Origin of the sequence: Halanaerobium saccharolyticum (genome assembly GCF_003053565.1) — a bacterium.
Classification (GTDB): domain Bacteria; phylum Bacillota; class Halanaerobiia; order Halanaerobiales; family Halanaerobiaceae; genus Halanaerobium; species Halanaerobium saccharolyticum_B.
Window position 1 is genome coordinate 103260 of the sequence record NZ_QAXS01000003.1, and the last position, 13808, is coordinate 117067.

Annotated in this window: 13 protein-coding genes; all 13 read right to left on the bottom strand. The window is 30.8% G+C overall.

The window, feature by feature from the left end:
• Nucleotides 1-16: 16 nt before the first annotated feature.
• The 13 genes from C8C76_RS02220 to C8C76_RS02280 all read right to left on the bottom strand — a co-directional run bounded on the left by C8C76_RS02220 (nt 17) and on the right by C8C76_RS02280 (nt 13778).
• Nucleotides 17-466: a PepSY domain-containing protein gene (locus tag C8C76_RS02220; RefSeq protein WP_076545778.1), complete on the bottom strand. Its 450-nt coding sequence runs from the start codon at nt 464-466 to the stop codon at nt 17-19.
• A gap of 114 nt (nt 467-580) precedes the next feature.
• Complete coding sequence (locus C8C76_RS02225) at nt 581-1231, bottom strand: hypothetical protein (protein WP_108138247.1); 651 nt, start codon at nt 1229-1231, stop codon at nt 581-583.
• Between the two features lie 51 nt (nt 1232-1282).
• Nucleotides 1283-2242 carry an ABC transporter permease gene (locus C8C76_RS02230; RefSeq protein ID WP_076545776.1) on the bottom strand — a complete coding sequence of 320 codons (960 nt, stop codon included), beginning with the start codon at nt 2240-2242 and terminating at the stop codon, nt 1283-1285.
• A 24-nt stretch (nt 2243-2266) separates the two neighbouring features.
• The gene (locus tag C8C76_RS02235; protein ID WP_108138249.1) at nt 2267-3079 is read right to left on the bottom strand and encodes a COG1470 family protein; all 813 of its coding nucleotides are present in this window, start codon (nt 3077-3079) and stop codon (nt 2267-2269) included.
• The gene (locus C8C76_RS02240) at nt 3080-4003 is read right to left on the bottom strand and encodes an ABC transporter permease (RefSeq protein WP_076545774.1); all 924 of its coding nucleotides are present in this window, start codon (nt 4001-4003) and stop codon (nt 3080-3082) included.
• Nucleotides 3975-4724 carry an ABC transporter ATP-binding protein gene (locus C8C76_RS02245; protein WP_108138251.1) on the bottom strand — a complete coding sequence of 250 codons (750 nt, stop codon included), beginning with the start codon at nt 4722-4724 and terminating at the stop codon, nt 3975-3977. The genes C8C76_RS02240 and C8C76_RS02245 overlap by 29 nt, the downstream gene beginning before the upstream one ends.
• A gap of 239 nt (nt 4725-4963) precedes the next feature.
• A complete protein-coding gene (locus C8C76_RS02250; protein ID WP_076545772.1) occupies nt 4964-7084 on the bottom strand; it encodes an LssY C-terminal domain-containing protein in 2121 nt (706 codons plus the stop codon).
• A 130-nt stretch (nt 7085-7214) separates the two neighbouring features.
• Entirely contained in the window at nt 7215-8603 is a 1389-nt protein-coding gene (locus C8C76_RS02255) for a sensor histidine kinase (RefSeq protein WP_258222405.1), read from the bottom strand.
• Complete coding sequence (locus C8C76_RS02260; protein WP_108138256.1) at nt 8593-9276, bottom strand: response regulator transcription factor; 684 nt, start codon at nt 9274-9276, stop codon at nt 8593-8595. The genes C8C76_RS02255 and C8C76_RS02260 overlap by 11 nt, the downstream gene beginning before the upstream one ends.
• A gap of 42 nt (nt 9277-9318) precedes the next feature.
• Nucleotides 9319-9585: a lipid-A-disaccharide synthase N-terminal domain-containing protein gene (locus C8C76_RS02265; RefSeq protein ID WP_076545770.1), complete on the bottom strand. Its 267-nt coding sequence runs from the start codon at nt 9583-9585 to the stop codon at nt 9319-9321.
• A 3-nt stretch (nt 9586-9588) separates the two neighbouring features.
• Nucleotides 9589-10308, bottom strand: a complete 720-nt coding sequence (locus tag C8C76_RS02270) for a glycosyltransferase family 2 protein (protein ID WP_108138257.1) — start codon at nt 10306-10308, stop codon at nt 9589-9591.
• Nucleotides 10309-10348: 40 nt separating this feature from the next.
• A complete protein-coding gene (locus tag C8C76_RS02275; RefSeq protein ID WP_108138261.1) occupies nt 10349-11959 on the bottom strand; it encodes an ArnT family glycosyltransferase in 1611 nt (536 codons plus the stop codon).
• A 226-nt stretch (nt 11960-12185) separates the two neighbouring features.
• Entirely contained in the window at nt 12186-13778 is a 1593-nt protein-coding gene (locus C8C76_RS02280; protein ID WP_108138263.1) for an ArnT family glycosyltransferase, read from the bottom strand.
• Nucleotides 13779-13808 lie beyond the last annotated feature (30 nt).

A 13808-nucleotide genomic window follows, 5' to 3' on the forward strand; every position in this document is an offset into this window, starting at 1 on the left:
ATAACTTTTTTCTACATTATTCGCTTTCATAGTCGTCATCCTGATTACTGCCGCTGTCATCATCTTCTCCATGTTCTTCTGATTCATTATCCTGATTATCATAGTCTTCTGTCTCATTACCTTCATTATGATGTTCTCCGCTTTCATTCTGATAATTATTTTTCTCATCTTCAAAAGATTTTAATATTTTACCAGTATCTGCATCAATACTTACCTCATGATTTCCATTTGAATCAGTAAATTCTACTTCAAAAAATGTTTTACCATTTTCCAATTCTTTGTCAACTGATTTAACCTGGGCATTAGTATATTTCTCTTTTACAACCTTAATAGCCTTTTCCATATTAAAAATATTAGATTTCTGATCAGCTGCCTGAACCCTATTTTCGGATAAAGTAAATATACCTCCCACAAAACCAAAAACAAATACAGCTAACATTGATGTTGCTATTATTTTCTTCAACATATTTTTCATCCTTTCCTTTTTTTAATTTCTTTTTTACTACAATTTCATTTTATACTTTAAAAATTAAACAAATGTTAATTATAGATTAAAGTATTTTAATATTCATATTGATTTTTAGTCAGCGACTTCTGCAGCACCTGCATCCTTTTCTATCTTAAAATTAAGAGTTTTATAGCCTTTCACATGCAGATAAACATCAAAAATCAAACCATTAGTTGAACTTCCATATAATCCATTCATATTTGCAGAATAATGATCTTTAGCAATTTTATTGTCAAAATGAAGAGTTAATTCACTTTCTGCAGCAATTTCTGAATTAAGTTTCTGATAATACGATTCTTCGGCACCTGTTTTTTTATCAGTTATTGTATAATAGAGTTCTATATTGCTCAAAGATTTTTTCCCTTTATTTAATAATGTTATTTGCAGATGGTCAGGAAGATCCGAATGATTAGTATCAAAATTATCTTCTACCCTTGCATCCTTTACCCTTATTTGTAAATCTCGGCTGCCGCTTTCTTTAATAGGATTACTCAATTGAACAGGATTATTATCATCTTTATCATTCATTCCATCACCATCACTATCAGCAGCATAAGGATTAGTTCCATATACTTTTTCTACATCATTGGGAATTCCATCTTTATCACTATCCAAATTATTTCCAGCCGCATATATTTTACTAGCACCTCCAGAAAAAACTATTAATGCTGCTAATAATAGCAAAGTCAATGTGAGCCAATTACTCTTTTTTACTTTCATCATAATCTTTTACCTCCATAGTTATTATTTTTAACTTTTTAATATATTATCTATTTAAAGATTTTCTCTGCGCAAAAAAACCAGATAAGACAGCATACTTAAAATTATATTAGGCACTAATAAACCTGCCAGATTTAGCCACTTTAGATTAGCTATTTCCCAGGCAGTATTATTTTTAAAACCAGGTTTAACTCCTAAGAGAGCAAAACTAATTCTTTCAAAATGTTTGGTTGGAGAAAGTTCTTCTATTCCATTTCTAAGTGTTTCATAGAATTTAAATTTATTGACTATCTGTTTCTCCTGAGCTCTGTTGAGTCCCATACTTGCGAAAAATCCACCAGGAAGTTGGTTATCCATATCCATGGTATCGCCAATTTGAGGGAATATAAAAGCAAATACAAGCCAGATAATTATTACTGTAAGCAGGGCATAGTTTTTATATGGTAGAAGCAGAGTTACAAACAAAGAAATTATAAAAAACAAGGCCATATATAAAAATGAAGCGGCAAAGAAAAAGATTAATCTTATTAAATCCGCCTGACTAAGACTAACTCCCCCCAAAGCAGTAAGAAAAATAATTGTTACAGCTGCAATAGCAAAGTTAATTAAAGCTAAGAGCAGCAGATTCCCACCCAACTTTCCATTAATAAGCTGGTCCCTATAAATTGATCTGGATAGTATCAGTTTAAATGTACCATTTTTCCTCTCTTTGCTTACTGCATAATTACCGAGGACTATTGCTAATAAAGCACCAATCATAGCAACATAATTTACAAAGCTCTTTGATACTGAGAGAGGATTAAGGCTGGGCATTGGTGGTAAATTAGTTTTACCCATTGACTTTAAAAACTCAATAGACCTATTGTACTGTGCTATCTGGGAGTGGACCTGTAAGGTCCCCAAAACTATTGATACTATAGTTAAAATAAGCAGCAAAATAAGTATGGAAAGAAAAAATTTATTATTTAAAGAATCTTTAATCTCCTTTCTAGCAATCACTATCATTTCACTCATTAAGTTCACCTCCATTTAAAATATTTATCTTCTTCCAAATCTGCGAAAATAATATATTGTTCCCATTATCATAATAATCAGCAGAATCAGGATTACCAAAAAGTAATTTGGATTCTTTTTAACAGTAATTGAGCCAATTAAAATTTTTGTCTGAGAATGCTGATTATAGGCAATTACTGAAATCTCTTTGTTAGCAGCTGCCTGTGATGAAGGAACAAATATATCCACATTAAATGATCCTTTTTCTCCAGCTTTAAGATCCATTTGTTTGGGTTTAATATTTTCTATTAACCACTTTTTCGGCAGCTCAAATTTAAGTTTAATATTTTTTAGAGTCTCTGTTCCTATGTTTCCAACTGTAACTGAAAAACTTTGATTTTCACCACTGATCAAATTCAAATCTCGAGGATAATCTGCGATTGTGAGCTGATAATCTTTATTAATTTTAATGTTAAGTGGTAGAGATTTAGTAATATTACCCTCTTTTTTCAAGACTGCCCGGAATGAAAGATGATCAGCTTTTGAGTTTTCTGGTATTTTTAATTTCAAGTCTATTTTTTTACTATTCCCTGCAGTTAAACTAAAATTGGTTTCTGAAAATGACTTATAATCCAGACTGCTGATATATTCTTTTTGAAGATTTAATATCTGAAAAGAATAATTATGTTCTCTCTGGTCATTATTTTTAATTAGAAAAGTATAATCAACCTGCTGCCCCCCCGCTGCCTCTTTGCTGAGATAAATAGGACTGGTAGCAAAAGTCTGAGCTGCTGCTCCTGAACTAAATCCTGCTGCTAAGACTATCCAAATTATTAATACAGTTAATATTCTTTTCATTTAATTACCTTCTTTTAAAAAACTATTGTATGAACCAAAAAGCATAAAAAGCCCAGGAACTAGAAGATATATAATAGATCGCAGATTAAGCTTCAATAATGTAAAAAGAGAAAGTTGAGCATGTTCTGGAACTACCTGCAGAAGGTCACGACCTATATTTTTAAATTGTACTGTAGGAGAAAATATCTCTATTGTCTTAGAGATCAGTGTATCCTGCGGCATTTGATTCATGGTTTGACTTATATTATTCAGTACATAAACATAATTTTTTTGGCTTTCAGCCAGCTGTGGAATAACATAACTTACTCCCATCCAAATAATTAGCATTAATAAAAAAGCAAAAGTACTGTTTTGACTCTTGAGAGAAACAAATAATGAGGCAAGATAAAAACTTATCATATAATAAAAAGCAAAAACAAAAAAAACAGTTAAACGACTAAATTCAGCAAAATTAATATTCATTCCAGATACCACTGTAAAAAGGAAACAATTAAAAACTAAAGTTATTATTAATAAACCTGCAATTACGAACGCTCCTCCAAAAAGTTTACCATTTATCAGCTGATCTCTGTAAATTGGTCTTGAAAGTAAAAGCTTAATTGTCCCCTCCTCTCTTTCTTCACTAAAAGAATTGAACCCAAGAAATATAGCAACAATTGAGCCTATTACCGCAACATAATTTATAATATTTTTCAAAATTGATAAGGGGAATATCTTCGGCTCTGCTGGAATAGAAGTAGCTCCCTGTGATTTCAATAAGTTAACAATATCCTGATATGCTGTGATTTCAGCATTTTTGGTTGCTGACCCTATATACACTGATAGAATAGAAAGCAGAAGGAAAAGTAAAGCAACTGCAAGAAAAGCCTTATCTTTAAATGCAGTTTTTATTTCTTTAGATGCTATAGACAGTATTTTCCCCATTATTTTGATCCCCCTCAATCCGGAAATATATATCCTCAAGAGATTTTTCACTACCAAATTTTTTCTTAATATTTATTAAAGAATCTGTCATCAGCAATTGCCCGTGACTTATTATTCCAATACTACTGCAGATTTTTTTCACTTCTGATAAAAGATGGGTATTTAGAAATATAGTCGTATTCCACTTATTATTTATATATAAGAGCAGATCACGGATGCTTTTGGTCCCCTGTGGATCCAAACCTGATGTTGGTTCATCTAAGAATAATATCCTGGGTTTATGCAGTAAGGCCTGAGCTATACCGATACGCTGTCTCATTCCTTTAGAAAATTCCCTGACTTTTGTATCTTTCCAGGAGTTCATCTCTAAATCCTTAAGAACCTCATTTATCCTTTTCTCAACATTTTCAACCCCAGATAAACTACCAAAAAAATAGAGATTTTCAAAAGCTGTTAAGTTGCTGTATAAGTTAACATTTTCTGGTAAATAACCAAGCATGCTTCTTACTTTAAGATTATCTTTTACAACATCATAACCAGCAATCTCAGCACTTCCACTGCTTGGTCTGATTAATGAGACCAGCATAGAAATTGTTGTTGTTTTCCCTGCTCCATTATGTCCCAGGAAGCCAAATATTTCACCCTCTCCTACTTTAAAACTTAAATTATCAACAGCTGTAAAACCATCGTAATTTTTAGTTAAACTATTTATTACCAACATTTTTATCACCACTTTTTAAGATTATTATTATCTCTTGCTCTGATTTAAATTTTACAACTTAGATATTAGAGATTTATTAATTAAAAATGAGATTTTTTTAATCTTTAAAGTAACAGAGATAAAAAAAGGCACCGCCCAGCTGGAGTTATCTCAGCTGAACAATGCCTTTAATAATTATCAAAAATTATTTATTTTTTAATAAAACTTTGAGTTAATTAAATATTTTAACTGAACTCTATTTATTCAACTACCAATATATATGCTTTGCCATCCGTGAAAAAAGGATCTCCTACAAAATTACTTCCCAGTTTAGGCGCGACAAATTGATATTTTTCTGCAGATTTGATCAGAGAAGTAGTCTCTAAATCATCAAAAAGATATTCCCTCTCACTATCAATATCAGGATCAATCTTATGAGTTATACCCCACTTAATTCCACTATCAAAACTTGCCGTACCTACATATATTTTCTCTCCATCATTGGTTATAAAATTAGTCTCCCAGAATCGAGCATGATGACGAACTCTAATATTATCACTAGAATCTGGTTTTTCAAAAGCAAGATCATTAACCTTTGAATTCCAGAAATCAGGTGTAACCGGTGCACTGGGATATGGTTTTTTTAATAAAGCCGCTTTTGCAGCTTTATATAAAGTATATATGTTGATTTCATCGGCTGTATTCCAGCCAGCACTTTGAAAAGTTCTGATTAATTGTTTTTCATTATTAGCCACGATAATAAAACTTATCGGTTCTCCTTTTTCTCCTAAAAGCGACTCTGTATATTTAAGCCTACTGCCTTCAAAAACATTGAGAGCTTTACTAACAATTAGTGGCTTCTGTGGGGGAGTTGTTCTATATGGAATTTGATATTCTAAGGAAAAAAATGTATATGAGCCAACTGCTAAAATTATTATTATAACTGAAATTATTTGTTTTACCAGTCCGGACAATTCTACATCTTTAAATTTATGGAAAATATTTTTTTGATTAAGAGTTAAATATTCTGAAACACTTATTGCTATAATCAACCACAGAGCTCCAACTAAATATCCAGCCCAGACATCACTTAAAAAGTGTACACCCAGATAAAGTCTACTGAAACCAATAGCTATAATTAATATCAAACCTGTAAAAAATATATTTATCTTATTTTTCCAGCTAGAAATTTCCTTCACTAAAAAATAAGTTAAAAAACCATAAAACGCAACTGAAATTGTAGCATGACCACTGGGAAAAGAAAAAGAACTTTCTTGATAAATTGCAACAACCGGCCTTGGTCTATGAAAAAGTAATTTACCGATATAGGTAAATAACACACTACCTGTAATGCTAATCAGGATTGGAATTATATATGATTTTTTATTCCAGAGCCATAAAATTAAAATTATACTAAATGTAAAAACTAATATAACCTGCCATTTCCCGAGAAAAGTAATCCAGAAAAATATATCTGTAAGAGTTTCATTTCTAAAAATCGTCAAAAGATTTGCTATTCTATGATCCACACTAATAATTAAATCAGTAGTTAGAAAATCTTCAATAATACCTCCTAAAAGAGCCATTACATAGATTAAAGACAAAACAAAAAGAGTAACTGGAAGACCAAAAAAATTATTCCTATCAAATCTTTTTCTTAGAAATGAAAAGAATGCCTTATGCTGCTCAACAAATTCTTTTACTTCTTTATTTTCGATCACAGCCCTTTTTATCGATTCACCTATTGAAACAAGTAAAGTTAAAAGTTCCTTTCCTCTACTCAAAGCAAAATGTTTGAGTAAATATATTAAAATCACAAAAACAATTAATCCTGTAAAGAAAATTGTAAACCTTGTAGACCAGAGGGCAACAAGCTGCCAGGTTCTACCAAAAAAGTAGCCAAGAGCAATATGAGACGCTGCCCATAATATGCTGCTTAAAATATTCCACAGCAAAAAAACTTTAGCATCTAGCTCAAAAAAACCGGCTATAAATGGGATAATAGGTCTTACCCAGCCAACGAATCGCCCCAGAAAAACACTTTTAGCTCCATAATGTTCAAAAAACTTTCGGCCTTTTATAAAAAGTTCCTGATTAAATATTTTACCATCCTGATTAAAGGGGACTTTTTTATTTCTTCCTAAACGAAAACTATAATTATCTCCCAAAACAGCAGCCAGAAAGACTAAAAGATATAAAATGATAATATTCAAACTGCCGTGAGCTGCTAAAAATCCTCCAATAATAACAGCTATACTTCCCGGTACTATTAAACCTATAAAAGCAAAAGATTCAAAAAAAGCCAGAATAGCTATTAATAGATAACCAAAAATAGAGAAATTTTGAATTAATGATATTAGATAATTATAATAATTACTCATAGCGAAATCCCCTCTTTAATAAATTTAATTTCATGAAGAATTATATTCATTCTGAAGATAGATATATAGCTTATTGAAAACAAATAAAAAGCTTATTTTTATAGTCCAGGTAGCAAAATAATATAAATTTTTAAACTACAGGGAGCTTAATTATAAAGGTTGTTCCTAGACCAGCACTACTCTCAAAATTAATACTTCCTTCGTGAGACTCCACTATCCATTCACAAATAGCAAGCCCCAGACCAGTGCCCCCCTTTTTACGAGACCGTGACTTATCCACCCGATAAAATCTCTCAAATATATTATCTTGATCTTCTTCAGGAATACCCCTACCGGTATCTTTAATTTTAATTATTAAATTTCCATCATTTTTTTCAGTAATTATCTTAACTTCTCCACCTTTTGGTGTATATTTAATAGCATTATCAATTAAGTTAAGAAGTAGTTGAATAATCATACTTTGATCTGCTAAAACACTTATGCTTTCGCTCGACTGTTCAGTAATTATTTTTATATTTTTATTTTCAGCAACTGCGCTAAACTCTCCCGCCACAATTTTCACTAATTCATTAATATCAAACTCTTCTTTTTCAATAATCTGCTTTCCACTATCACTTCTTGCAAGCAGTAAGAGCTGTTCAATTAAATGCCCCATATAATCAGACTGCTTTTTTATGATTTTCAGGGTTTCTTCACATTCTTCTTTTAAATCTTTTCTTCTCAGAATCTTTTCCGATTGAGCTCTGATTACAGTTATTGGAGTCCTTAGTTCATGAGAAGCATCTGAAGTAAACTGTTTTTCTCTTTCAAAGGCCTTCTCCAGCCTTGCAAAAAGCTGATTTAAAGTTACAATCAGACTACCCACTTCATCGTCAGTATTTTTTTCTTCAATTCTTTGCCCCAAACTACTGGAACTTATTTCTCTGGCAGTAGTATTAATTTTCTCTATTGGGGAAAGAGCCTTCCCAGCCAAAAAGTAGCCGCCAGTAATAGCTGCTATTAAAAAAATTGATATACCCAGTATTGAAATTAATATTAATTTATCTAATATTTTTTCTTCCGAATCCAGCCTTTCTGCTACCCTAATCCAGCCCGAAGTACTTTGACTGCTTATCGGTAAAGTTATTAACGCCCAATCTTCATCAATATTATCATTTTCTAATTTAATGACAGAAAAAATATTATCAGTCTTCAATTTGTCTGGTAAAATATAGTTTTGTTTATTGGTTAATACCAAATTCTTATTCGCAGCATAATAAGCTATTAAATAATCTTTATCAGCATTCTCTTTTACTTCATTAATGATTGGACTAATTTCGATGTTTTCCTCTCTAAGATCATTATTCTCAATTTCTCCAATGATTTGCTCTCCTTGATTTTTTAGCCTAATTTCTACCTGGTTATATATATATTGTTCTACATTTAAAAATATAAAACTGCTAAAGGCAATTAAAGTCATTGTTAAAATAATTATATACCATAAAGTTAATCTTGTCTTTATTTTTAATCTAAGTTTCATTTTCAATTACCTTTATCCTATAGCCTCTACCATGAACCGTTTCAATTAATTTTGGCTCGAAATCATTATCAATTTTTTGTCTCAAATAACGTATATATACATCAACAATGTTAGATGTATTTCCATATCGATAATCCCAGACATGTTCTTCTATCTGGGTTCGAGACAGTACCTGGCCTCTGTTCCTCGTCAGATATTCCAGAACAGCATATTCCTTAACTGTTAAAGGTATTTCAATTCCTCCGCGTAAGACTTTATGGTTTACCGTATCAATTACAAGATCTCCGGTCATAAGTTGATTATTATTCTCTTCAATACCTCTTCTAAGTAATGCTCTAACTCTTGCAACCAGCTCACCAAAAGCAAAAGGTTTGGTTAGATAATCATCTGCACCGCTGTTTAATCCCTTTATCTTATCTTCTACCATATCCTTTGCTGTTAATATTAAGATCGCTGTATTAATACCGTACTCTCTGATTTCTTTTAAAGCTTCCATTCCATTTTTAACTGGTAGCATTAAATCTAATATTATTATATCGTATTCATTATCCCAGGCAAGATTAACAGCCTGCTGGCCATCACTTACTGTATCAACAACAAAGCCTTCTTCCTCAAGCCCTTTTTTAATTACATCTGATAAATCCTTTTCATCTTCTACAACTAAAATTCTCATTTATCAGCACCTCTTTAAATAAATATGTAAAATAACTTTAGTTCACTGATTACTTGTGCTCTTTCTGTTCTTTTTAATTAAATATAAATTTCGTAGATAAATAAAAGAACCGGTTGACTGTCCCACAATAAAAACTGGATCTCGCCGATGAATTGCATAAACTAACAAAGTAAGACTTCCTGCAATACTAAAATACCAGAAAGCATTTGGAACTATACTTTTTTTTGCTTTTTCTGAAGCAATCCATTGAATAATAAAACGTAAGGTAAACATCGCCTGACCAACAAATCCAATTATTATCCATATCATAGATTAATCCCTCTTTATATTATAATTAATAATTCTTTTCTTCATCCACCGCATAACTAGTGTATCAAATAATCCTCTCCACATTCTGTTATTAATCCCATATTTAGACTGACCATATTTTCGGGGATAATGGTTAACCGGAACCTGTTTTACTTCATATCCATTAATTCTGGCTAAAGTAGGGTAAAATCTGTGCATACCTTTAAAAGGATAAAATTCTTTATGAATCTCATTTTTAAAAACTTTTAGTGGACAACCTGTATCAGTAATCTTTTCACCGGTAATAAAGTTCCGAACCCCATTACCAACCACTGAAGAAATTTTTTTAATCAAACCATCATTCCGGTTGGTCCGCATCCCGATTACCATATCATAATCATTTAAAAAGGGAATCAGTTTAGGTATATCAGCAGGACTGACCTGGAGATCTGCATCTAAAGTAATTATATATTCTCCTTCCGCTTCTTTAAAACCAGCTAAGAAAGCAGCAGTCTGACCATTATTTTTAGTAAAATGTATTGCTGAAAGTCTATTTATTTTTTCCTGCAGCAAATCTATTTTTTGACTGCTGCCATCCTGACTTCCATCATCTACATAAATTATTTGATAATTATATTCTTGTTCATTTAATTCATTAATTATACTATCTGTTAGAGGAGACAAATTTTTGATTTCATTATAAATGGGTACCACTATTGAAAAATCATATTTATAATTCTGCATTTTCCACCACCCTTAATTTATATACGTTTTTAAAGTTAAATCAGTTACTATAATTAGTAATAATTATATAACTTTGATTAAATTGTGATACTTCAAATTTGTTTTTTATATTTTGATTCAAATCCCCCCTGATTCGCTGCCAATCGTCAAGTTCCATCATAACTGCAAATTTATCCTGCTTAAGATAATTTAGAAAGCCAACCCGGTCCTTAATCACTTCCGGCCAAAAGTCAAGATAAATACCAAGAGAATCGGAATCACCATCATATTTATAAGTAGCAATATTATTGATTCCTCTAGTTTTTAACTGCTGCATTTCTTTAGCTGTCTCTTTAAGAGTATAAGTCTGACTGAAAGGTTGAGCTACTGAGAAAGAAAAGTTGAGTAGAAAAACTGCAAATATAATAATAACGAGATACGAAATATAACTATATTTCTTTTTAAATAGTAGAATTATCCCGACTATTCCTCCCAGAATCCAGCTTATAATTGTTGGCATCAAAAGACTTTTTAAAGCTATTCCCTGTGTTTCCTGGGGTATAAAAAAACTTCCGATGGTGAAAAATGCAAAAGTAATCAATGCTGGAATTATAATATAATATTTGGATGCTCGCCGATTTGAAATCTCTTTAAATAAATAAGCAACCAAAAGAGCTCCAGCTGGATAGATTGGTAAAAGATATATGTCAAGCTTTCCACTTATTAAAGAAAATAAAATAAAAGTAACAGCAAACCAGCTAAGTAAAAACTTTATAAATTGAGGTAACTTTCCCCTATTCTTAAAACAGTAAATAAAAGCTGAATAAAGAAAGAAAGACCACGGTAAAAAGGTAAAAGAAAAAGTTGTTAAATAATAATAAAATGCTTTCTGGTGAGCAAAGGAATTAACAGTTCTACCAAAAGTTTGAACAACTAATAATTGATATGCATATTCTTTTCCCCCTCTAATTAAAGCGGGTACAAGCCATAATAAAATTACAGCTACAAAAATTAAGATGCCTTTTTTTAATTTTAAATTTTTAAATTCCGCCAGATCTTTTTGAATTAACAAAAAGGCAGGAATAACAACTAAAGGAATTAAAAAACCAGCCGGTCCCTTAATCCATGTTGCCAGGCCCATAAATAAGTAAACCAAATAATAGAATCTATCTTTTCTTTTTGATTCTGAAGAATAACCGAGATAAAAAGAAAATAAAGCAGAAATAATGAAAAATCCCATTAAATGATCCATTCGAACTGTTATTGAAAGAGCAAAAAAGTAAAAAGTAATCATTAAAATCAAAGCCGACAAAAATCCATATTTCTTATTAAAATTCAGGCTTCCCCAGAAGAAAGTGACTATTGCAATTAAAATACCCGGAATTAAACTCATCATAACCATTGCGGTTACAGAATAACCCCCGGCCATAAGTCGGCTAAAATTTAAAAAGTAAAAATAAAATGGAGGTTTATGAGAATAAAACTTCCCCCCTAAATGTGGAACCAGCCAGTTTCCAGTATCATACATTTCCTTAGCAACTTCAACATATTTCATTTCTTCTTCCCAGTGCAAATCTCTATAGAAAGTAGCTGGCAAATAGAGAGCTGCCCCACAAATAATAATTAATAATATATATATATAAATATTTTTATGATTATTTATTGTTTTAATTGAACTTACCCCCTTATAATTTAATAATTTTGTTTATAATTAGTAAATACATCTCTTGCTGATCACCAAACTTAATTTGATAACTCAATTATATTTTTAATATATTAAAAATATATTAAAAAACAAAGACAAATCTAGAAAAAAATGGAGTTTTAAAATTCCAAACACCTTAACCCTTAATTACTTTTAAATCAAGAACTTTTAACCAATCTAGTAATGTTTATTCTTATTCGATTGAATGATAAATCAGATTATATCCATTTGAATGATAGATAACATCTTGTTGATTAAAAATAGCACTTACTTTTTCAAAATCATCTTCACTAATTAAAATAACAGCTTCTTGTTTTTCTTGAAGATAACCAATGAGTGCCTTTTCAGTACCCAGGTCCTTAATAAAAAAATTAGTATAAACTGCTAGAGTTTCCGGCTGCCCATATCTAAAAGCAGCAATATTTTCGACGTTTTTTTGTTCTCGTAACCCTTTCAACTCTTCAGCAATTGGTCTTTTACTATAATTCTGACTTGCTATGGGAACTATTATCAGATTTAAATTAAGTGAAAAAAAGAGCATTGCTATTGCTAAAAGATAAACTAATGCCAAATAATTTTTTTTAAAATATAAAACTAAAGCAATCAACAAAATAAAACCTATTGATATCAGTGCTGGTTTTAATAAACTGCCAATATTATAACCTTCAATATTATCAGGAATAAAAAAACTGCCAGCAATAATAATTATAATAGTTAGTAAAACTGGAATCACTATAAATTTTTTATTCTCCTGATTAACTATAACCTGCCGACATAAGTAGGCAATCAAAATTGCAGCTGCGGGATAAATTGGCAACAGATAAAATACTAATTTACCACTAAAAAAAGAAAATAATAGCAGGGGCCAGAAAAACCAGCTTAATATAAATTTAAGTTCTGTATTAATATTTCTATAATGTTTAATTATATAAAAGAGACTTGAAATTAACATAAAGGTCCAGGGTAAGAGGGTTAATGGAAGTGTGGTAAAATAATAATAAAAAGGTTCACTGTGAGCAAAAGAATTAACCGCTCTACCAAAAGTCTGCAGAACTAACAAATCATAAATATACTCTTTGCCGCCAAAAATAAAGGCAGGTATTAACCATAATAAAATTACAGAAAAAAAGATACCTAATCCCTGCATCAATTTCATTTCCTGCAATTTTTCTAAGCTTTGATCCCAGATAACAAACCCGAAAATAGTTGCTAAGGGAATCAAAAATCCAGCTGGTCCTTTGATCGCAGTTGCAATAGCGATAAACAAATAAGCAAAAAGATAAAAACAATTATTCTGATTTTGATATGCCATAAAAAAGGTAACCAAAGCAGCAGTTATAAAAACCATCATTAATAAATCCATTCTGACAAATATAGATAAACTAAAAAAAAGTACAGTTGTAGCTAAAATTATACTTGCTAAAAAAGCATATTTTTCGTCCAATATAGATCTAGCAAACAAAAAAGTTAACAATAGTATTATTACAGCAGAAATAATACTGGGACTGACCATTGCTGGGGCAGAATACTCACCAAAAATTTCTTTAGAAAAAATTAAAAACCAGAAATAAAAAGGAGGTTTATCTGTATAAATTCTGCCACCAAGCCGGGGAACAAAATAATTACCACTATTCTCCATCTCTCTAGCAACCTCTGTATATCTTAATTCATCACGATAATGAAGATCACGATTTAAAGTTGAGGGAACAAACAGCAGAATACTGAAAATAATTAATATTAGCAGATAAATATAAGTATTTCTTAAATCATTGTTAAATAAAGACATCTAATTTCCCCCTTTCTTTAAATACCTGGT

What these genes read in the sequence shown, in the direction of transcription:
- C8C76_RS02220 (WP_076545778.1), bottom strand. Translation starts at nt 466, where the DNA reads ATGTTGAAGAAAATAATAGCAACATCAATGTTAGCTGTATTTGTTTTT.
- C8C76_RS02225 (WP_108138247.1), bottom strand. Translation starts at nt 1,231, where the DNA reads ATGATGAAAGTAAAAAAGAGTAATTGGCTCACATTGACTTTGCTATTA.
- C8C76_RS02230 (WP_076545776.1), bottom strand. Translation starts at nt 2,242, where the DNA reads ATGAGTGAAATGATAGTGATTGCTAGAAAGGAGATTAAAGATTCTTTA.
- C8C76_RS02235 (WP_108138249.1), bottom strand. Translation starts at nt 3,079, where the DNA reads ATGAAAAGAATATTAACTGTATTAATAATTTGGATAGTCTTAGCAGCA.
- C8C76_RS02240 (WP_076545774.1), bottom strand. Translation starts at nt 4,003, where the DNA reads ATGGGGAAAATACTGTCTATAGCATCTAAAGAAATAAAAACTGCATTT.
- C8C76_RS02245 (WP_108138251.1), bottom strand. Translation starts at nt 4,724, where the DNA reads ATGTTGGTAATAAATAGTTTAACTAAAAATTACGATGGTTTTACAGCT.
- C8C76_RS02250 (WP_076545772.1), bottom strand. Translation starts at nt 7,084, where the DNA reads ATGAGTAATTATTATAATTATCTAATATCATTAATTCAAAATTTCTCT.
- C8C76_RS02255 (WP_258222405.1), bottom strand. Translation starts at nt 8,603, where the DNA reads ATGAAACTTAGATTAAAAATAAAGACAAGATTAACTTTATGGTATATA.
- C8C76_RS02260 (WP_108138256.1), bottom strand. Translation starts at nt 9,276, where the DNA reads ATGAGAATTTTAGTTGTAGAAGATGAAAAGGATTTATCAGATGTAATT.
- C8C76_RS02265 (WP_076545770.1), bottom strand. Translation starts at nt 9,585, where the DNA reads ATGATATGGATAATAATTGGATTTGTTGGTCAGGCGATGTTTACCTTA.
- C8C76_RS02270 (WP_108138257.1), bottom strand. Translation starts at nt 10,308, where the DNA reads ATGCAGAATTATAAATATGATTTTTCAATAGTGGTACCCATTTATAAT.
- C8C76_RS02280 (WP_108138263.1), bottom strand. Translation starts at nt 13,778, where the DNA reads ATGTCTTTATTTAACAATGATTTAAGAAATACTTATATTTATCTGCTA.